This window comes from Actinoplanes sp. NPDC089786 (genome assembly GCF_040684855.1).
In the GTDB taxonomy this organism is placed as follows: domain Bacteria; phylum Actinomycetota; class Actinomycetes; order Mycobacteriales; family Micromonosporaceae; genus Actinoplanes.
Genome location: NZ_JBFBGU010000012.1, coordinates 144,210 through 162,433, shown reverse-complemented (window position 1 = coordinate 162,433; position 18,224 = coordinate 144,210). Strand labels below are relative to the sequence as shown.

19 protein-coding genes and 1 pseudogene are annotated in these 18,224 nt (G+C 69.7%); 9 read left to right on the top strand and 11 right to left on the bottom strand.

The features are described 5' to 3' along the window. Positions 1 to 18: 18 nt before the first annotated feature. Positions 19 to 1,545, bottom strand: coding sequence for an aldehyde dehydrogenase family protein (locus AB0O15_RS29465; protein ID WP_364324710.1), 1,527 nt, complete (start codon positions 1,543 to 1,545; stop codon positions 19 to 21). Positions 1,546 to 1,666: 121 nt separating this feature from the next. Here AB0O15_RS29465 and AB0O15_RS29460 point away from each other — a divergent pair, with 121 nt between their 5' ends. After that, positions 1,667 to 2,140 carry a MarR family winged helix-turn-helix transcriptional regulator gene (locus AB0O15_RS29460; protein ID WP_364324707.1) on the top strand — a complete coding sequence of 158 codons (474 nt, stop codon included), beginning with the start codon at positions 1,667 to 1,669 and terminating at the stop codon, positions 2,138 to 2,140. Positions 2,141 to 2,229: 89 nt separating this feature from the next. Here AB0O15_RS29460 and AB0O15_RS29455 read toward each other — a convergent pair whose 3' ends face one another. Beyond that, the gene (locus AB0O15_RS29455; protein ID WP_364324704.1) at positions 2,230 to 2,442 is read right to left on the bottom strand and encodes a hypothetical protein; all 213 of its coding nucleotides are present in this window, start codon (positions 2,440 to 2,442) and stop codon (positions 2,230 to 2,232) included. 385 nt (positions 2,443 to 2,827) lie between these two features. Here AB0O15_RS29455 and AB0O15_RS29450 point away from each other — a divergent pair, with 385 nt between their 5' ends. Continuing rightward, positions 2,828 to 3,301 (top strand): SRPBCC domain-containing protein, encoded by a 474-nt coding sequence (locus tag AB0O15_RS29450; protein WP_364324701.1) that lies wholly within the window; start codon positions 2,828 to 2,830, stop codon positions 3,299 to 3,301. Between the two features lie 81 nt (positions 3,302 to 3,382). Here the strand turns inward: AB0O15_RS29450 and AB0O15_RS29445 are convergent, their stop codons facing one another. Beyond that, a complete protein-coding gene (locus AB0O15_RS29445) occupies positions 3,383 to 4,270 on the bottom strand; it encodes an NADP-dependent oxidoreductase (protein ID WP_364324698.1) in 888 nt (295 codons plus the stop codon). Positions 4,271 to 4,380: 110 nt separating this feature from the next. After that, on the bottom strand, positions 4,381 to 5,292 hold the full coding sequence (locus AB0O15_RS29440) for an NADP-dependent oxidoreductase (RefSeq protein WP_364324695.1): 912 nt from the start codon (positions 5,290 to 5,292) through the stop codon (positions 4,381 to 4,383). 130 nt (positions 5,293 to 5,422) lie between these two features. Here AB0O15_RS29440 and AB0O15_RS29435 point away from each other — a divergent pair, with 130 nt between their 5' ends. Genes AB0O15_RS29435 through AB0O15_RS29425 form a run of 3 tightly spaced genes read left to right on the top strand, consistent with a single transcriptional unit; the run spans position 5,423 to position 8,642 of the window. Beyond that, the gene (locus AB0O15_RS29435; protein ID WP_364324692.1) at positions 5,423 to 6,034 is read left to right on the top strand and encodes a TetR family transcriptional regulator; all 612 of its coding nucleotides are present in this window, start codon (positions 5,423 to 5,425) and stop codon (positions 6,032 to 6,034) included. 41 nt (positions 6,035 to 6,075) lie between these two features. Next, the gene (locus AB0O15_RS29430; protein WP_364324689.1) at positions 6,076 to 6,573 is read left to right on the top strand and encodes a hypothetical protein; all 498 of its coding nucleotides are present in this window, start codon (positions 6,076 to 6,078) and stop codon (positions 6,571 to 6,573) included. Between the two features lie 56 nt (positions 6,574 to 6,629). Then, on the top strand, positions 6,630 to 8,642 hold the full coding sequence (locus tag AB0O15_RS29425) for a prolyl oligopeptidase family serine peptidase (RefSeq protein WP_364324686.1): 2,013 nt from the start codon (positions 6,630 to 6,632) through the stop codon (positions 8,640 to 8,642). Between the two features lie 77 nt (positions 8,643 to 8,719). Here the strand turns inward: AB0O15_RS29425 and AB0O15_RS29420 are convergent, their stop codons facing one another. From AB0O15_RS29420 to AB0O15_RS29410, 3 genes are all read right to left on the bottom strand, one after another. Then, positions 8,720 to 9,397, bottom strand: coding sequence for a DUF998 domain-containing protein (locus tag AB0O15_RS29420; protein WP_364324683.1), 678 nt, complete (start codon positions 9,395 to 9,397; stop codon positions 8,720 to 8,722). A 213-nt stretch (positions 9,398 to 9,610) separates the two neighbouring features. Further along, a complete protein-coding gene (locus AB0O15_RS29415) occupies positions 9,611 to 10,372 on the bottom strand; it encodes a DUF998 domain-containing protein (protein ID WP_364324680.1) in 762 nt (253 codons plus the stop codon). Further along, a complete protein-coding gene (locus AB0O15_RS29410; RefSeq protein WP_364324677.1) occupies positions 10,372 to 11,445 on the bottom strand; it encodes a medium chain dehydrogenase/reductase family protein in 1,074 nt (357 codons plus the stop codon). Before AB0O15_RS29410 ends, AB0O15_RS29415 begins: the two co-directional genes overlap by 1 nt. Before the next feature lie 480 nt (positions 11,446 to 11,925). Here AB0O15_RS29410 and AB0O15_RS29405 point away from each other — a divergent pair, with 480 nt between their 5' ends. The 3 genes from AB0O15_RS29405 to AB0O15_RS29395 all read left to right on the top strand — a co-directional run bounded on the left by AB0O15_RS29405 (position 11,926) and on the right by AB0O15_RS29395 (position 13,917). Continuing rightward, complete coding sequence (locus AB0O15_RS29405) at positions 11,926 to 12,411, top strand: peptidase inhibitor family I36 protein (RefSeq protein WP_364324674.1); 486 nt, start codon at positions 11,926 to 11,928, stop codon at positions 12,409 to 12,411. Positions 12,412 to 12,580: 169 nt separating this feature from the next. Beyond that, positions 12,581 to 13,006, top strand: coding sequence for a DUF3592 domain-containing protein (locus AB0O15_RS29400; RefSeq protein ID WP_364324914.1), 426 nt, complete (start codon positions 12,581 to 12,583; stop codon positions 13,004 to 13,006). Between the two features lie 203 nt (positions 13,007 to 13,209). Next, positions 13,210 to 13,917, top strand: a complete 708-nt coding sequence (locus AB0O15_RS29395) for a DUF4232 domain-containing protein (protein ID WP_364324671.1) — start codon at positions 13,210 to 13,212, stop codon at positions 13,915 to 13,917. A 290-nt stretch (positions 13,918 to 14,207) separates the two neighbouring features. Here the strand turns inward: AB0O15_RS29395 and AB0O15_RS29390 are convergent, their stop codons facing one another. The 3 genes and pseudogenes from AB0O15_RS29390 to AB0O15_RS29380 all read right to left on the bottom strand — a co-directional run. After that, positions 14,208 to 15,377, bottom strand: a complete 1,170-nt coding sequence (locus tag AB0O15_RS29390) for a streptophobe family protein (protein WP_364324668.1) — start codon at positions 15,375 to 15,377, stop codon at positions 14,208 to 14,210. Next, the gene (locus AB0O15_RS29385) at positions 15,377 to 16,132 is read right to left on the bottom strand and encodes an ABC transporter permease (RefSeq protein ID WP_364324665.1); all 756 of its coding nucleotides are present in this window, start codon (positions 16,130 to 16,132) and stop codon (positions 15,377 to 15,379) included. The genes AB0O15_RS29390 and AB0O15_RS29385 overlap by 1 nt, the downstream gene beginning before the upstream one ends. Positions 16,133 to 16,224: 92 nt before the next feature. Beyond that, positions 16,225 to 16,350 (bottom strand): annotated as a pseudogene (locus AB0O15_RS29380) (ATP-binding cassette domain-containing protein); the annotation flags it as partial. A 230-nt stretch (positions 16,351 to 16,580) separates the two neighbouring features. Here AB0O15_RS29380 and AB0O15_RS29375 point away from each other — a divergent pair. Further along, positions 16,581 to 17,201, top strand: coding sequence for a TetR/AcrR family transcriptional regulator (locus tag AB0O15_RS29375; protein WP_364324662.1), 621 nt, complete (start codon positions 16,581 to 16,583; stop codon positions 17,199 to 17,201). A 104-nt stretch (positions 17,202 to 17,305) separates the two neighbouring features. On the opposite strand, the gene AB0O15_RS29370 is transcribed toward AB0O15_RS29375, so the two are convergent. Further along, on the bottom strand, positions 17,306 to 17,860 hold the full coding sequence (locus AB0O15_RS29370) for a cytochrome P450 (RefSeq protein WP_364324659.1): 555 nt from the start codon (positions 17,858 to 17,860) through the stop codon (positions 17,306 to 17,308). Positions 17,861 to 18,224: the final 364 nt, after the last annotated feature.

Here is an 18,224-nt window from a genome sequence, read left to right as displayed (position 1 = left end):
CGGCGCGGTCGTCGGTGCTCATCGCCGGCCCTCCAGCCGGTCGCGCACCGCCGTCAGGGCGGCGGCCATCGCGCCCGGTGGGCGGTCGAAGGCGGTAGCCGGCGCCGGCGCTGCTCCGGTCCGCACCGAGATGGCGTGCGGGTAGGCGAACTCCCGCAGCCCCTCGTCGCCGTGTTTGCGGCCGAAGCCGCTGTCGCCCCGGCCGCCGAACGGCAGCGCCGGGATCTGCGAGAACGCCAGCGCGTCGTTGACGCTCGTCATGCCGACCCGCAGTCGCCGGGCGAGGGCGACTCCGTGGTCGCGGCTGAAGACCGCGCTGCCCAGCCCGTACGGGCCGTCGTTGATCCGCTCGACCGCCTCGTCGACGTCACGTACCCGCACGACGGTCAGCACCGGGCCGAAGGTCTCCTCGGTCGCGGCCAGCGCGTCCGGCGGGACGTCGACGAGGATCGTCGGCTGCACATAGCGGCTGTCGCCGGTGATCGACCCGCCCACCGCCGCGGTGGCGCCGCGGGCGAGCGCATCCCGGATGTGCTCCTGGATCACCGGAATCTGGCCGGGCAGCGGCACCGGCCCGATCGGGTCGCCGACGCCGCTGCCGGCGTGCACCCGCGCGGCCAGCGCGCTGATCTTCTGGACCAGGGCGTCGTGCACCTCGTCCACCACATACGCCACCTCCAGGCTGATGCAGCCCAGACCGGTGTTCTGCAGGGCGCCCCAGGTGATGCGGGCGGCCGCCAGGTCGAGGTCGGCGTCGGCGGCCACCACGACACCGTCGTTGCCGCCCAGCTCCAGCAGCATCGGCGTCAGCGTGGAGGCGCAGGCCGCGGCCACCGCCCGGCCGGAGGCCACGCTGCCGGTGAACGCGACCTTGTCGAGGCCCGCCGCGATCAGCGCCTGCCCGGTGGCGGCGTAGCCGTTCAGGGTCTGCAGGGCGCCCGGCACGTCCGGCACCGCCCGTTCCCATGAGCGGGCCAGCCACTCGGCCACGCCCGGCGTGATCTGGCTGGGCTTGAGGATCACCGCGTTGCCGGCGGCCAGCGCGTGGATGACGATCGCGCCCGGCGTGCCGAGCGGGAAGTTCCACGGCCCGATCACGCCGACCACGCCGTACGGGAGGTGCTCCACCCATGCGTCCTGGTGCGACATGGTGGGCGGCACCTCGACCGGGTGTACGCCGAGCACCCGCTCCGCGTTGTCGATCACGAAGCTCAGGTGCCCGAGCGCGGCCAGCACTTCGGCGCGTCCGTCCTCCAGCGACTTCCCGTTCTCCGCGTGGATCAGGTGGGCCAGTTCCTCGCCACCGCGCGCGATGTCGAGGCGCCACGCGCTCAACCGCTCGGCCCGGCCGGCGAAGCCGAACTCCCACCACGGGCCGGTGTTGGCGCGGGCGATGTCGACCGCCTGGCGGGCCTCTGCCGCACCGGCCACCAGGTAGGAGGCGAACTCGGCGCCGGTGGTCTGGTCGATGGTGATCACTTCGGTGGCGGTGCCGCCGGGGTCGCCGTCACGGGTGACCGCCGTGCTCACGGTGTCGGTGCTCATCGTCTTCTCCGATGCTCCATCGGTGCAATGACATCACCGTATCAGGTTCTTGATATTCATCAAGCTCCTGAGACAAAGCAAGCTCTAGATCAACGTAAGGCCTGGTGTACCGTGAGCAGACGTGAGGGAAGATTCGGTCCGGCTCGCCGGCGACGACCAGATCCTCGGTCGCGTCGTCTCGGCCCTGCGGCGCGCCGATCTCGCCGTGCTGGCCGTCAAGGAACGGCCGCTGCGCAAGATCGGCAATTCCGGCTCGCTCTACGCCGTACTGGTGAACCTGCAGGTCGGTCCCGGTTCGACCGCCGCCGAGCTGGCCCGCGTCGTCGGTGTGACGCCGCAGGCGATCCAACCCCTGGTGGCCAAGCTGGTGGAGCGCGGCTGGATCGAGCGGCGCACCCATGCCCGGCACGCCACCGTGCAGGAGCTACACCTGACCGACGCCGGCCGGCACGAGGCCGCCCGCGCGGACCACATCATGGCCGACCTCGACGACCACCTGCGCCGCGGCCTCGGCGACGACGAGTACGGACAGCTGGCCGACCTGCTCGGCAAGGTGACCACTCTCCTGCCGTCGTGGACGCCGCCGGTCGACTGACGCCGGCCCCGCGGGCCGAGCCCGCGCGATCCGGACCGGTGAGCTCGCTACTCGCTGACCGGCTCGGGCACCGAGCTCGCCGGGGTCGGTCAGAAGCGGCGGAACGCCGTGACGAAGGCATTCGTCGGGGTGCCGATACCGGTCACGTCGTCGAAGCCGGGTGTCACGCTGAGGCCCAGGTCCGAACCGATGGTGGTCAGGCACGGCTCGGTGTCGGCGTCACCGGCGCAGTACTTGACACCGGCCGTGACCGGTGGCGCCTTCGGATTCGGCCACCGAGGACTCCCCGGTCGGCGGTTCACTCACCGGAGATGGCAGGGTGACGCGCCCTCCGGGCGAAACACCCGCGAACGCGACACCGGCCGCGCCCATCAGGGCGATTGCGGCGAGGCCGACGAGCAGGCCCGCCACAGCTTCTTCGAAGTCATACCCTCATGACGCACACCGATGGTCGGTATGTGACCTTGGCGGTGGGAGTAGACGCATCGTAATCTCGTTGAGATGATTCGCACTGTTACTGACCGTCGCGCGTCAGCGGAACGAACGCCGCGTGCGAGATCTCCTGCCGCAGCCGGCCACCCTGACCCCGCGAGCGGACCTTTCCGCCTCTCGCGCACAACTACGTCTAACATTTGTTAGGTGATGCCTGCTACGATCGCCGAACAAATGTTAGGCGATGGAGGCACCATGAGATCAAGCGAGGACTGGCCGGCCGGATTCGATCCTCGGACGGCGCCGGTGTACACGCGCAACGAGATCCGCACCTCCCTCTCGGCGGAGAAGCTCTGGCCCGCGCTGGTCACCGCGACCAACTGGCCGCAGTGGTACCCGCACGCTCGCCGGGTCAGCATCATGGGCGGTGGCGCGGTTCTCGCGGCCGACTCGCCCTTCACCTGGACGACGCTGGGCGTCCGCGTGAAGACGCAGGTCACCGAGTTCGAGCCGGCTCGTCGCCTCGCCTGGAGCGGCACCGGGCCGGGCTCCGCCGGTTATCACCGTTGGCTGCTCACCCCGACGCAGGACGGCGGCTGCCTGGTGGTCACCGAGGAAGTACAGACCGGGCTCATCCCCCGCATGAGAGCCGCGGCACTACGCCGCTCCCTGCTCGCCAACCATCAGCGCTGGCTCGAGGGCCTCGTCGACGTTTCACGCACCCCCTGAAGCGCGGAGCCGGCCCGCCGGCCGCCCCCGCCCGCCGTCGTCCTCGCCCTGTCAGTGGCACGACCGTCTGACGACAAGGCCTCATCCGGCCGAGTCCGAAATACGGATCACCGTCTTGCCGCGGGCCCCGCCCCGCTGAGCGGCCGCGACGGCCTCCGGCGCCTGGTCCAGAGCAACCTCCCGTCCGATGGGGATGTCCAGGCGCCCGGCGGCGAGCCGCGCGCTGACTCGGCGCAGCCGCGCCGGCTTGTCGTCCAGCACATAGTTGACCGCAGTGATCCGCTGTTCCGCGGCGAGTTCCTCGCTGACGCCGGAGGCAATCGACACGGCGCGTCCGCCGTCGCGCAGATGGCGCACGGCGACGGCGAGGCTCTCGGCACCACCCACCAGATCGAGCACCCCGTGCACCCCTCCGGGAGCGATGGACGCGAGCTGGTCATCGACCGGTTGCGTGCCGTAGTCGACCGTGTCGGCGGCGCCTAGACGCCGGATCTGTTCGTGGGCGTCGGCGCGGGCGGTGGCGATGACGGTCAGGCCGGCCTGAGCGGCGAGCTGGGTTGCCAGGACGCCCACCCCGCCGGTGGCGCCAAGGATGAGCAGGCTCTGGCCGGCCCGGAGGTCAAGCTGTTCCAGGGCCCCGTCCGCCGTCATGCCGGCGGTCGGCAGCGCGGCGGCCAGCCGGGGGTCGACGCCGCCGGGAACCTTTTGCAGTGCGCCGAACACAGGCTCTTCCACGATGGTCAGACGCTCCGCGTAGGTTCCGAACGCAAGAACATCGCCCCAGAACTGACCGTGAACGAGATCGCCGACGGCGAACCGCTGAACGCCCGCTCCGATGGCCTCGATCCGGCCTGTCCCGTCGAAGCCCAGGATCAGCGGAAACCGGTTCTTCGTGAACCCGGTCAAGGCCCCGGCCGCAGCGGCCCAGTCCACCGGATTGATCGATGCGAACTGCAGACCGACGAGCACCTCGCCCGGGCCCCCATGGGGTTCCGGCAGGTCGACAAGGCGTGGAGACTCACCGAAACGGTGGACTGCGACCGCTCTCACGACGTGGTTCCTTTCACTCAGCCTTCGCGTCAGAAAGTGAGGACTATTCGTCCCCGGACGCCGCCCGCCTCGACTCGACGATGCGCATCTGCGGCTTTCTCCGCGGGGAGCACGTCGGCTACGCGTGGCGTCAGCACACCCTCTTCAGCCGCCCGCCGGAGACTGTCGAGCTTTGCCGAGGAGCGGTAGTCGTCATAAACCCAGGTGGCTTCGAAGCGGATGTTCCGGGTGGGTTTCCCTTTCCAGCGGCGAAGGGAGACGAATACGCCGCCGTCGCACAGCGCCGGCACGACCTTTTCGTGCAACAACGCGGTGTCGGCCACCGCGTCCACACCACCGGGAAAGACGGCGCGGATCCGGGCCGCAAGGTCGTCGCCCCGATCAATGACGTGGTCCGGGCCCAGCGACCGGACCAGGGCAACGTCCTTGGGCCCCGCATCCGCGATCACGATCAGGCGTTGCATCTTGGCGAGCTGGACCAGATAGTTGCCGACCATCCCGGCGGCTCCGGTCACGGCGATGCTCTGGCCCGGGCGCAACGACATCAGCTCCAGGGTCTGCGCGGCCGTGAGACCGTTCATCGGCAGGGTGGACGCCTGCTCGAACGATGTATTGGCGGGTATGCGGGCGATGGAGTCGTCGGGAGCGACGAGATACTCGGCGTACGCCCCTCCATGCTCGGACATCGGTATGGCCATGGCCATGACCGCGTCCCCGATCTGCCACCTGCTGCCCGCGCCGACGGCGTCGATCACCCCTGCGGCTTCCGCGCCAGGAATGTAGGGCGGGCTCCCGTCGCCAACCCCCAGCAGGCCGGTCCGACGTGAGATGTCCGTCGGGTTGACGGCGGCGGCCCGAACGTGGATCCGGGCCTCTCCGGCGCCGGGACGAGGATCCGGAAGGTGGTGAACGCCGAGAACCTCCGGCCCTCCGAAGCGCATGAATCCTATTGCTCTCATCGGGCGATCAACTCCTTGGGCATCCTCAACCAACTGCAACGTTGGCGTTGGCTTTGGCCACGCTAGCACTGCCGCGAACCAACGACAACGTTGGTGGCGGTAGGCTTTCCGGATGAGGCGCAACGTCGAAGAGACCCGGCAACGACTTCAGAAGGCCGCGTACGCCGAGTTCGCCGAGCACGGCGTCGACGGCACCACGGTGACGAGGATCGCCAACCGGGCCGGGATCAACAAGGAGCGGCTCTACGCCTACTTCGGGGACAAGGACGCCCTCTTCGAAGACGTGCTGACCGAAGCGCTCGAGGAACTCTCCCGGGCCGTCGCTCCGGAGGGTCTCCGGTTCGAGGATCTGGGCGAGTTCGCCGGGCGTACGTTCGACTACTACCGACAACACCCCGAACTGGCCCGCTTGCTCCAGTGGGAAGGCCTGCGCAATGCTCCGCCGGTGAACGCGACGACGCGTACGACTCATTACGACCGCAAGGTCGCCGCGACGGCGCAAGCACAGCGGGACGGTGTCGTCGACGGCGGGATCGACGCCGGTCACCTCATGTTCATGGTCATCGGCCTCGCCGCCTGGTGGTTCGCCGTCCCACAGCTCGCCACCATGCTGACCGGCAGCGATTCCGACGCGCCGGGCGAACATGCACGCCGGCGAGCAGCCGTGGTCGAGGCCGCCCAGCGCCTGGCCGGTGTCAAGCCAGATCTGTCGCCTTCATCCTGACATCCGTACCGTCAGCCGGCGCGAGGCGCTCAGATCAGACCGTGTCGAATGGCGAAGGCGACGGCGTGCGCACGATTGCGCGGTCCCAGCCGGCGCATGGACCCTTGGACGATGGCCTTGACCGTTCGAACCGAACAGCTGCGTTCCGCGGCGATCGGCTCAGCGGTTCCAAAATCCTCCATCCGGACAGCATGAGCCGCCGCCACGGCGCCTGGGACAGCACCTCCACCTATATCGACTGTCTGCGCGTGGACGTCCTCGCCGAGGCGGGTCCGAGCGCGGCTCTGCGAGCCGGACTGGAACGCATCATTCCCTGGGGCCACGAGTTCGCCTGCCACGGCTTGGCCGACCATGTCGGATCCATCCACTACTTCGTCGGCTGCGGCCTGCACGGACTGCGCGACCTGCCCGCTGCACGAGCCGCGTACCAGCAGGCGATCGACGCCAACCGCACCGCCGGCGTCCTACAGTGGCAGCGCCGAGCCGAAGCACGCTTGGCCGCGCCATCGGCCCCGGATCCAGCTCCCGGCAACAATTGATCATCAGGGATCCGCCCGGGTTGCCCGGGCCGCCGGAGTGCCGCGATCATCGACGGATGGAATGGTCTGCCCTGATCGCTTCGCCGAAGGTCGCCGGGTTGGCGCTGAGTTGCGACGGGCGCCGACTCGTGGCGACGGTCGAGGTGCTGAACGCGGCCGGATCGAGATCCGTGCCGCAACTGTGGGAGATCCCCCTCGGCGGCGGCGCCGCCCGGCCACTGATCACCTTCGAGGAGGGGGCTTCGAGGCCGGTGTTCCGGCCCGACGGCTCGCTCGTGTTCGTGTCCGCTCGGCTGGGGGTGGACGGCACCCCCGCATTGTGGGTGGTGGAGCCGGGCGGCCGGTGTCGCCTGCTGGCCACCAAGGCCGGCGGCATCACCTCGCCGTTGGTCGCGTCGGCGACCGGCACGACTGTCGTGTTCGGTTCGCGGCTTGCCGGGTCGACGGCCGACGATGACGCCGAACGGCGTGCCACCCGGCGGGCGCTGGGGGTCAGTGCGGTGCTGCACACCGGAATGCCGGTTCGGCACCCGTTCTACGAGCTGGACATCGAGTATCCACAACTGCTGCTGCTCCCAGAAGACGATGCTCCCGCGGCTCTGCGCGATCTCGCTCCCGGCGCCGGCAACTCCCTGGTGTTCACCAACGCGCTCGCCGGTCCCCCATGCTCCATCGACGCCGCCGGGCGCGTGGTGGTCACACAGTGGAGCCGACGTACGGAAGGCGGCGGTTTCCCGTCCGGGCTGGCCTTCATCGACACCGGAACGGGCCGCCGTACCCCCTTGGCCTCAGCCGACGACGTCTCGTACATATCTCCGCGCATCTCCCCGGACGGCCGGCTTGTGGCCGTGCTGGCCCGCACGGAGGGGACGTTCGACCGGCCGGTCCGCGACAGGCTGCTGATCATCGCCGTTCCCGGTGACATCGGCGCGGAGCCGGTCGGTCTCGAGGTCGGTGACCTGTACCCGCGCGAGTGGACCTGGGCGCCCGACGCGCGCACGCTTTACGTGACCGGAGATCTGCACGGCCGTGGCGCGGTCCGCGCGTACGATCCGGCCACCGGCCGTCAACGGGCACAACTGGCCTCCGACGCGGTTTACCAGCAACTGTGCCCGTCCCCCGACGGCCGGTGGCTCTTCGCCCTGCGCCACGCGGTGGACAGCCCGCCCGCTCCGGTACGGCTGGACGCACATCAGCCCGACCAGGCGTCCAGTCCGCTCCCGCAGCCGGCGCCACAACCACCACTGCACGGGCACCTGCTCCGCGTGTCGTGTCCCCTGCCGGACGGCGACGGATCCGTGGAGGGCTACCTGTGCCTGCCGGACGGCGCGTCCACCGATACGAAGGCGCCCGTGCTCGTCATGATCCACGGTGGGCCCCTGGCCTCGCACAACTCGTGGTCATGGCGCCTGAGCCCCTGGGCCTTCGTGGCACAGGGATGGGCCGTGCTGCTGCCCGACCCCGCGCTGTCGACGGGTTACGGCGAACAGTGGATCCACCGGGCCTGGCCACACCGGGCCGCGCGGGTGTGGGCTGACATCGAAGCCCTCCTCGACACCGTCCTCGACCGCCCAGACCTGGACCGGCGCCGGCTCGCCGGCCTCGGCGCCTCGTTCGGAGGATTCATGACGAACTGGATCGCCGGAAACACCGACAGATTCAGTGCCATCGTCACCCACGCCGGGCTCTACGCGCTCGAACAGCATCACGACACCACCGACGCCGCACACATGAAGAACAGCTGGTTCGGCACCCGCGACGACCATCCGGCCTGGTATGCCGCCAACTCGCCCGAACGCTTCGCCGGCCGCATCCGGACGCCGATGCTCGTCACCCACGGCAACGGGGACTACAACGTCCCGATCAGCGAGGCACAACGCCTATGGTGGGATCTCGTCAGCGGATGGCCAGGCGAACCGGACACCATGCCGCACCGGTTTCTCCGCTTCACCACCGAACACCACTGGATCCTCAACCCCGCCAACGCTCAGATCTTCTACGAGACGGTGTTGTCCTTCTGCGCCGAACATGTTCTGGGACAGCCCCCGTCCAGGTCGGCCCTGCTCTGAGCCGGCCGGGCCCTCCGGCGGTGCTGTCACGGTCGTCATGGCCATGAGGGGGCTCCGTCGTTGAAACGGACCACTGTTCACTTCTGGGCGTGAGCGTCACCGGCGGCGGATCGGATGAGCACGAGGCCGGTGATCAGAGCCCAGACCAGATAGCTGTAGAGGGAGATGCGCTCGGCGAGTCCGGTGGGAGTCCAGCCGTAGGTGACCGGGATGTTGAGCAGCCCGATGCCGCCGAGGACGATGCTGACCTTCGCAAGCCATCGTGGAAGCCCGAGAGCCATGCTCGACAACCCGGTGACGACGGCGAGGACGTTCCCCGCGATGATGGAAAGGAACGCTCCGATCAGGTAGAGGACCAAAGTTCCGTCGTCGAAACGCGCGGGGCCGAGCGGGAACACCGCGAACAGAACCAAGGCGATGGCCTGCGCGAGGCCGAGGGCGGCGATCGTCGGTCGCCTCCAGCCGGTGAGCCGGCGGCTGATGGCGATGCTCGCCGCGGCGACGAGCGCTCCGGAGACGATCCACGTGGCGCTCATCAGCGGCCACAGCGGCGACGAGATGACAATGCCCTGGAACTCGCCGGCAAACGGGCTGCCGAGGAAATTGACGTAGTCCTCGAGATAGCTGTACGGACGTCGGTCCCACGCGGCGGCAACGCTCGCCTCTGCGATCAACTCGAGCAGGACCGCGGCTACCAGGGCAAACCCGCCCCAGCGCGCGACCGTTCGACGTGGGGTAGCCGTGACGGATGACATGGTGGTGCTCCTTAGCGGGGTCGATTCTCTTGACGAGTCAGTGCCGATGGCGTGCTCGCACCACACGAGGCGACCCGGCAGTGGCCCACCGGGCCGACATGCCGTGCCGGTGCGGGCCGACACGGCGGCGGGAAGGGACGGGTGTGCTGCGGCAAGGCCCGACGGACGACATGGGTTCGGCCACGCCGCCCTGCTGTTATCGAGCGCGAAGCCTCATGGGGTCTTCCCCGCTTCTCTCCCCGGTGACCGCCGAAGCAGCAGGCGGACAGGCTGTGTGACGTGCAGCAGGAGGCCACCGAAGATGACCTGCCACAGCACGAAGGCGTAGGCGGCGATGCGCTCCAGGACCCCGGGCGGCGCTACCCCGAAGGTTGCCAGCCACGTCAACGCGGCCACGATCCCCAGCGTTCCCAGAATGACGCTGCCGGAGCCGACCACGGCGGGGACCCGCAGCCGCCGCCACTGCCGGCCGACGAGGATGGCCGTCGCGTTGCCGCCCAGGATCGCCTGGGTCGCACCGAGATAGTGCAGCCAGAGTGTGCCGTTCTCGGTGGCCTCGGGCGAGCTGTGCACAACACCGGTCAGCACAAATCCCGCGGCGGTGACACCGCCGACCCACCGCACCGCCGCCCGGGACCGGCCGCTGAGCGCCCGCCCGGCCAGCCAGACCGCGCAACCGAGCAGCAGGCCCTGAACGACGAACGCTCCATTCATCAGCCAGTGCATCGGCGAGCACACCACCCGCCCGTCGTACGGGCCGCACTGCGGATCGCCGAGGTCGCTGATGAAGTTGTTGCCGTAGCTGTAGCCCGGCGCCGGCCACGCCTGAGCGGCCACGGCCTCACCCACGATGAACACCAGCGCGCCCAGGACGAGCGCGCTCCCGGCGGCCGCGAGGGCAACCCAGACCCTGGTCTGTGCGGGTCCGTCTGCCTCGGTCGGAACTGCCTCGCCGCTGTGGTTCACGTTCCGCATCAAGGAACCAAAATGATCTTGCCCAGGGCGGTGCGGCCGGAGGACTCGGACAGTTCGATGGCCGCGGCCACCTCGGCGAGCGGATAACGGGCGGCGACCTTCGCGGCGAGCTTGCCGTCGCGCTGCAGGGTGAAAACGTGCGTCAGGTCGGTACGGATGCGGTCCTGAAACGCCGCGCGCTTGGCCGAGCCCGGCTTGCCGGCGCCGGTCCAGACGTTGTAGAAGCTCGCGTGCTTACCGGTGGGCAGGTAGTTCCAGTAGGCGAGTTTGCTGAGTAGGCCCATGAAGGTGAGCAGCACGGGAGTGGCGTCGTCAAGGTGGCTGGCGATGCTGTACGAAACCAGAGTGCCGGTGCGGTTGAGCAGCCGGTAGGAGAGGTCGACGCTCTTGCCGCCGAGGTGGTCGAACACAGCATCCACACCGTCGGGGGCCAAGTCCCGGATGCGGGCGGCCAGGTTCGGGTCGCGGTAGTCGATCGGCTCGGCCCCGAGGGCGCGCAGCGCCTCGTGGTGGCGCGGGCTGGCGGTACCGATCACGCGAACGCCCGCCAGCCGGGCAAGTTGCACGAGGATGCTTCCCACACCGCCGCTGGCGCCCAGCACGAGAATGGTCTGCCCGGCCTCGACCTTCGCACTGCCGTGCAGCATCTGGTAGGCAGTCAGCCCGTTGACGATCAGCGTCTCCGCGTCGTCGGCGCCGACCCCGTCGGGAACCTCCACCAGATCGGCCGCGGTCAGCAGGACGGCCGTGGCCCAGGCGCCGGTCTTGGTCAGAGCCGCGACACGCCGGCCGATCAGCGCCCGGTCGACACCGGAGCCGACGGACTCGACGACGCCGACGAGGTCGTAGCCGGGCACGAACGGGAACTTGGGCTGCCCCTGGTAGCGCCCTCGGCGCATCGCGCTCTCGGCGAACGACACCGCGGTCGACTCGACGCGGACCAGGGCCTGGCCGGCCGCCGGCGGTGGCAGAACGCGCCGGACCAGCCGGAGACCGGACGGCTCGACCTTGCCCGGCAGCACCACCTCGGTGGCAGTCACGGTGCCCCCCGAGGTGGTGTTCGTCTCCATCATGAGGGCTCCCGGGAAAGTTTGACGATCAAACTGTGAATGACCGTCACTATGCAATGGTGTGACACAGAGCGTCAAGTTATTGCGATCAACGTGACGTAGCGCCGAGGCCTCCGGGACGGCGCTCCGCAAGTGCCGGACGGCGGAGCCTCAGGAACCTGGATCAGCCCTGGCCACAGCCCTTGTCCGGGAATCCGAGGCGGGTGCGAACCTGCCGCGTCGCGGACGAGTCAACCCGCCGTTCCGGCGGCTCGGGCTCGGTCGATCGCCACCCGCCCTCGGGCTGCCGTCTGCCGCAGTGGGTCGGTGACCTGGCTGCGCGACATCGCCGAGGGCCGCGGGCTCGGGCGGCCGGGGCCGTGTTACGTACGAATAGGCAGTGTCATGTCCCAGAAGTCCACAGGCGATGGTTTCCGCTGGTGCTGTGGCTCAGGCGCTAATAACGTTTCAAAAAGTGGTACGAATCCACCAGGGAGGTACTGAATGCAGCTGAAACGTAAAGTCATGGCCTGGAGCATGGCCGCCACGGCGGGATTGGTGACCGTGTTCGCGGCGCCGTCGGCCGCCCAGGCGGCGTTCGCGGACTGCCCGTCGGATCGCTACTGCCTGTGGGCCGACCCCGACGGTGGCGGCTACGGTATCTGGGCGACCACCGACCTGCCGGATCTGCGCGTCACGGGCCTGGACGACAGCGTCAGTTCCCTGGCGAACTTCGCCCACACGTCTCACGGGCGGGGTCTCTGCATCTACCCGGACCTCAACTACGACGGCGAGTGGACCGCCTACCTGCCCGCCGGGTTCTCGGCCAACCTCACGGACCCGGCGGTGGACGACCACCTCACCTCCGTCCGGTGGGCGCCCTCCGACAACCCGCCGACGTGCTTCACGTCCTTCAACGTGGGCAAGGCGGGCAAGGAAGCACTACCGGAAACCCGCGTCATCGGCACGAAACTGCCGATCGGCGGCTGAGAACGGCGTCCGGCGTGGTGGAAGGTTTCCGCCACGCCGGAGGCATCCGCCCCAGGGACAAGCCGGTTCCTCCTGGGGCACCAGATCGGGTCCGGCCGGGCCAGAACCTGGCGCTGACGTTCGCCAACCACCACGATCGCAGCTCTGCCGACGAAAGGATACGCACGTGATGCGGAGCAAACGGCCGGGCTTCATCGGATCGCTGATGATCATCGTCGGCGGACTGCTGCTGTTCGTGTCTGGATTCTACTTTCACGACTCGCAGACGCCCTACCCCGACGGCATTTCGGCCACCGCCACGATCACCGACATCCACGCCGGCCGGAACAGCAGGGGCCGGCTGATGTACAGCGCGATCTATACCTTCACCGCAGCGGATGGGCACCCGGTGTCGTTCCAGGACCCGGCGTCCGCCAGCAACCGCCCCGATGTAGGCGCAACGGTCGAGGTGTCCTACCGCGCCGCCCACCCGGAGCAGGCCAGGCGGGTGCCGGCCGTCGGCTGGTTCAGCTGGATCATCGTCGCCGTGGGAGCGCTGGTCGTGATCTCGGGTCTCGGTCACCTGATCGGCAACCTCCGGCGGCTGAACCGATGATCGGTCCCCCTGCGGCGATCCGCCGCGCGAGATCGCCGCAATCCGCTTTCCCTGAACAAGAACCCGCGTCTGTCTGATGTGGTCGGTCGTCGCACGCGCCTGAAGATCTCTCCCACGTTCGTGCCAGCCGGGACGGCACCGGCGCCACCGGCCTTGTTCACGGGAGAAGGTTTGCCGGTCAGTTCCACTTACAGGAGGCAGCGATGACCACCCGTCACATCCGGCTCATGATGATCGGCGCGTTCGGCTTGGGGCTCGCCCTCACCCAGCAGGCCTGCGCCGGTATCGGCCCGGACCTCGTGGCCGGGCCGGCACCGTCGGCCACCTCCGAGACGGTCGACGAGTCCACCGCGCCGGCCGACTCCCCGACCACTCAGGTCTACGCCTCACCCCCTGAGGGTCAGGCATACGACGACGATGCCGGCCCCGCCGACCTCGCCCCCGATGATGGCGGCAAGGGCCGGGCCAGGAACTGCGCGAACGACGGCCTCCAGGTGACCGTGACACTCCAGCCGGACCGCGGCGACCGCGCCGCCCGAGGACTGGTCGCCGTGACCAACACCGGCAAGCGGGCCTGCAGCGTCGAGGGGCGAGTGATGATCTGGCTGACCAACGCCGCCGGCGAGGTGGTCAAGGTGCCCGCCACGCAGGTCAACGAGCCGGGCGCGGGCACGGCGATCTCGCTACGTCCGGGGCGGAGCGCCTTCCAGGGCATCAAGTGGGCGCCGTGCGACAAGGGCAACGAAAGCTGCCCCACGGGCAACGGACTCGGGTTCAGCGTGAACGGCTCGACCGGTGGCCCGGGCGCTGAGCTGTCCGGCTTCCCGCGACCGGAAAGCAGCGGCATCACGATGAAGTCGCTGCGGATCGGCACGCTGCAGCCGGTCACCCAGGGCGTCGTCGCCTGGTAACCGGCCGGGAGCCGGCAAGGCGTGAAACGGCTCGCGCCGATGGAGAAACGCGCACCAGACCGGTTGGCGGAAGACGGTGAACCTGGCCGACGGCGGGTGTCAGAGGCTGCCTCTGACACCCGTCGTCGGCCGCTACGGCCGGCCCTGGATGCTCGCCGGACCGCTGCCGGCGTCTACGACCAGCCCGATGCTGTCCGGATCCTCCGCCGCGATGACTATCGCGGTGGGTCGATGACGTGCCCGGCCCGGCTCTGCGTGAGCGTCCGTTGATCTTTCCCTTACCCGGGCGGTCATGGTCGCCGGCCCACCGAGGTCCGGCGCCGGAAAGCGTCAACCAGCAGGCTGCCGGCGAAGCCGGCAATGGCACCGGCGCCGAGGCCGAGAGTCAGCGCACCCCACGGGTTCGCCGTCAACCGCACGTCGAGGATCGGGACGGCGAGGACAAAGGCCCGGACGCCCAGCTCGGCGGAGACTCGGGACAGCAGCGTCAGGAGGACCAGCACGGCAGCCACCACCGGGCCGAGCCGCACGGCCAGGCCGGCCGCCCGGCGTAGCGGGCCGCAGGCCCGGTCCCGGCCGGTACGTGCGGCGACGGCGACGGCGATGCCGCAGGCCAGGAGCACAACGGCGGACAGCACCGCCGGCGCACCCCGTCCGGGCGGCGACCACCCGCCGTCGAGGACGCACGCGAGCACGCCGTCGGCACTGAACGACCAGGGCACGCCGAGCCCGTGCAGCAGCGCACCGCTCACCACGAGAGGCAGGACGAGCAGTAGTCCACCGGCTGCCTGGGGGCCGACCCATGCCCAGGCCGCCAGTACACACACGACGGTCGCCCCGGCGATCGTCCAGCGCGCGGCGCGCAGCGTTCCCGCGATGGCCGAGAACCGTGCGGTCAGCCAGCACAGCCCGACGACGGCCATCGCCCCCACCGCGGCGCCGGCCACGGTGGAGCCGGTGGACACCGAGAAGCCGGCCTGGAACTGGTCGATGGGAAGAGCGCCGTTCAACGGGGTGCCCGTGCCCGCCGCGCACGCACCCATCCCGTCTGCCGCCGCCCGGGCGCTGCCGGACGGAAGCGTCAGCCTTCCACGTGCCGCCATCGCCACCACGCCGACACCGGCCGTGAAGGCGACCACCGCCGATATGCCGCGCACCAGCAGCCCCGACCGGCCGTGGCGCAGCAACAATGTCCCGAGCACCACCGCACCCACCAGCGAGACGCCCAGTGGCATCACCTTGAACTGACCCTGCACAGCGATCGGAAGGCCACCAGCCGGGACGGCGTCGATGGTGGCCGGGCCGCCGGCCGCCATCGCGACCACTGCCGCGGTCAGCCGACCGAGCCGGCCTGCTCGATCGGCGTCCAGCAGGAGCAGGCCGGCCACCGCGGTGCCAGCCATGGCGGACAGCGCGCCGGCCGCCGCGACCAGCCCTCGGTAGATGTCGCGAGTCGTCATCACACGTCGCGGCGTCGCAGGAGGACAAACGCGGTGACCAACACCGCGGCGACCCCGACGGACATGCCCGCCATGTTCCACCAAGGATGCGGGAAGTCCGGGTCCGGGACGGTCGCGATGGCAGCCGCAGCGCCGAGCGTCGGCCAGAAGTCGAACAGACCGCTCATCGAGGACGGAAAGAGCGGGGCCAGGCCGGGTACCAGGAAGACAATGCCCACCAGGGTGGCGAGCGCACCCGCGGTGGCTCGCATGATCGTGCCGAGCGCGACGGCCAGCAACGCGACGAGGGTCAGATAGAGACCGGCGGCGGCAACGGCGGAAAGCACGCCGGGATCGCCGAGCCCCGCGTTCGGCACACCTTGCCCGGCGAGCATCACCTGACCGATGAGGAAGGCGGCGAACATCAGCACCTGACCGGCCACCACGGCGACAGTTGCGGCGATCACCACCTTGGCCGCCAGTACGCGATGCCGCCTGGGCGTGGCGGCCAGCGTCGTCCGCATCAGGCCGGTGGCGAACTCCGAGGTGACCACCAGGATGGCGAGCACACCGAGGATCAGCTGGCCGACCTTGTAGGTCGTCAGGCTGTACGCCGTCGGATCCCACAGGTCGCCCGCGTCCGCATAGGCCTCCTGAGCGACGCTGGAGGACATCATGGTGATCCCCAGGCTGACAACGAACAGGAATGCCAGCGTGTACCAGGTGGAGCGCAGACTGCGGAGTTTGATCCACTCGGCCAGGATCGTGCGGCTCATGCGGACGCCCCCTGGTACTCGACGCTGCAATGGGTCAGTTCCATGCTCTCCATCCCGGTCCGGGCGAGCACCTCGCCGACCCGACGATGGGGAGTGGTCTTGCCGGCACCGTTCGGGCCCAGGAAACCGGTGACCTGTCCGGCCTCGACGGTGAACGACAAGTCGTCCACCACTTTTTCGAGCCCGAACCGCTTGGTCAGTCCGCGTACCTCGATCATTGTCATGACGGCGATGCTGGCCCACCGGGCTGGCCGCTCTCGCAGAGCCTCTGGGAGAACTCTGTGGGATTGGCCGGTCGGCCAGGCCCGGTGGCCGATCCTCACCGGAAACTGCAGGACTCCGCATCGGCATTCGGCGCCGGCCCTCACCGGATCGATGCGATACGCCCACCGGCTAACGATTGTTAGTTCAAGGTACCGTCTTCGTCTAACAAGGGTTAGGCTGAGTCGTGAGTGAGATCCGCCGAGCGGTCAACAAGCGCGGTCAAGGCAGTCACCTGCGGCGCGAGATCCTGGATGCGGCGATCGCGCTCCTCGGGCAGGCGGGCACCGACGCCGGAGTGACATTGCGCGCCATCGCACGCCAGGCGGGAATCGCCGCACCGTCGGTCTATCCGCACTTCGCCGACCGGGCCGCGGTCATCGACGCGGTCGTGGCCGAGTCGTTCGCTGAGCTGGTGGCGGCCACCCACGCCGCCAAGGCCACCGCGAGCAGCCCGGCCGACCGGTTGCGGGCGATCTGCGCCGGGTACGTGCGGTTCGGCCGCGATCAGCCCGGGCGGTACCGAATCCTGTTCGAGGGCTCGCAGGAAGGATCACCGCCTTCGGTGGCGAGGCGCCGGGCGACCGAAGGCGGCGCCGCCTTCGCCGGCCTCACCGATGCTCTGGCCGAATGCGTCGCGGACGGCTCCTCGGCCAGCTCCGATCCGGCCCGCGACGGCGCCGCGCTCTGGGTCGCGATACACGGTTTGGTCGTGCTACCCCGGGCGCGCCCGGCCTTCGACTGGCCGGCGACCGAGGTGCTGCTCGACCACATCGTCACGAGTCTCGGCCGCCTGACCAAGGTCTGAACCGGAATCGATCGGGCGATCTCGCCGGTGATCACCGCGGCGGGACACCGTGAATGCCGGGCCGGCGTGGGGCGAACCTCAGTTGACGGCCGCCAGGTACCTCGTCAGGCCAACATCTTGACCGGGCAGCGGCCCGCAGCTCGCCGACGCGCCGGCAGAGCCGTGTATTGCCGCAGCGCGGCGCTGGGCTTGAAGCCGGCCCGGAACCCGTCGCCGAGGGCAAGATCAGGCAGCCCGCGGGCCAGGGAGCGCAGCGCGGTCGTCAGCTCGAGCCGGGCCAGCGCCGCGCCGACGCAGTAGTGCGGCCCAGCACCGAAGCCCAGGTGCCGGCCGATCCCGGCCCGGCCGGGATCGAAGACATGCGGTTCGGGAAAGACCGCCGGGTCATGGTTCGCGGTGCCGATCAGGACCAGGCACCGGGTCCCCCCGGGGATGTCGACGCCGTCGACGGTGACGTCGGTGGTCGTCAGGCGCAGCCACCCGTCGATGGCCGGGCTGTGCCGGAGCGCTTCTTCGACGTGGTCGTCGAGGTACTGATCGTCATGGGCCAGCCGTTCCCACCGTTCCGGCTCGGCGAGGGCGTGGCGCAGAGCGTGGCCGATCGCCCCTGCGGAGCTCTCCCAGCCCGCACCGACGATGATGAGGGTCAGTGCGGCCACCTCGGCAATGGTGCTCCGGCGGATCGGCCGTGATGGCCACCGGCGGAACGGCGAGACCGGCCAGGATCGCGCCCGCCCGGCCGCTGATCGGCATGATCGGAGCGAGGGTGGCGACGTTGCTGAATCGCGTGGTGTCGGACAGGACGGTGCGGACGTTGTCGTGTCCCGCGATCAGCCACAGGCCGAGATCGGTGTCGTGGCTGACGAACGACCCCGAGGTGCTGATCCCCCGCCACGTGGCAGCCGGGTCGCGACTGTAGGACGGGCCGAAGGGGTCGAGTCGCATTGGACAGTCCTCTATGGTCGGTGCCGTCTCGCCGAAGTTGATCCGTACTGCGAAAACGGTAGCTGTGTGGTATCCGGC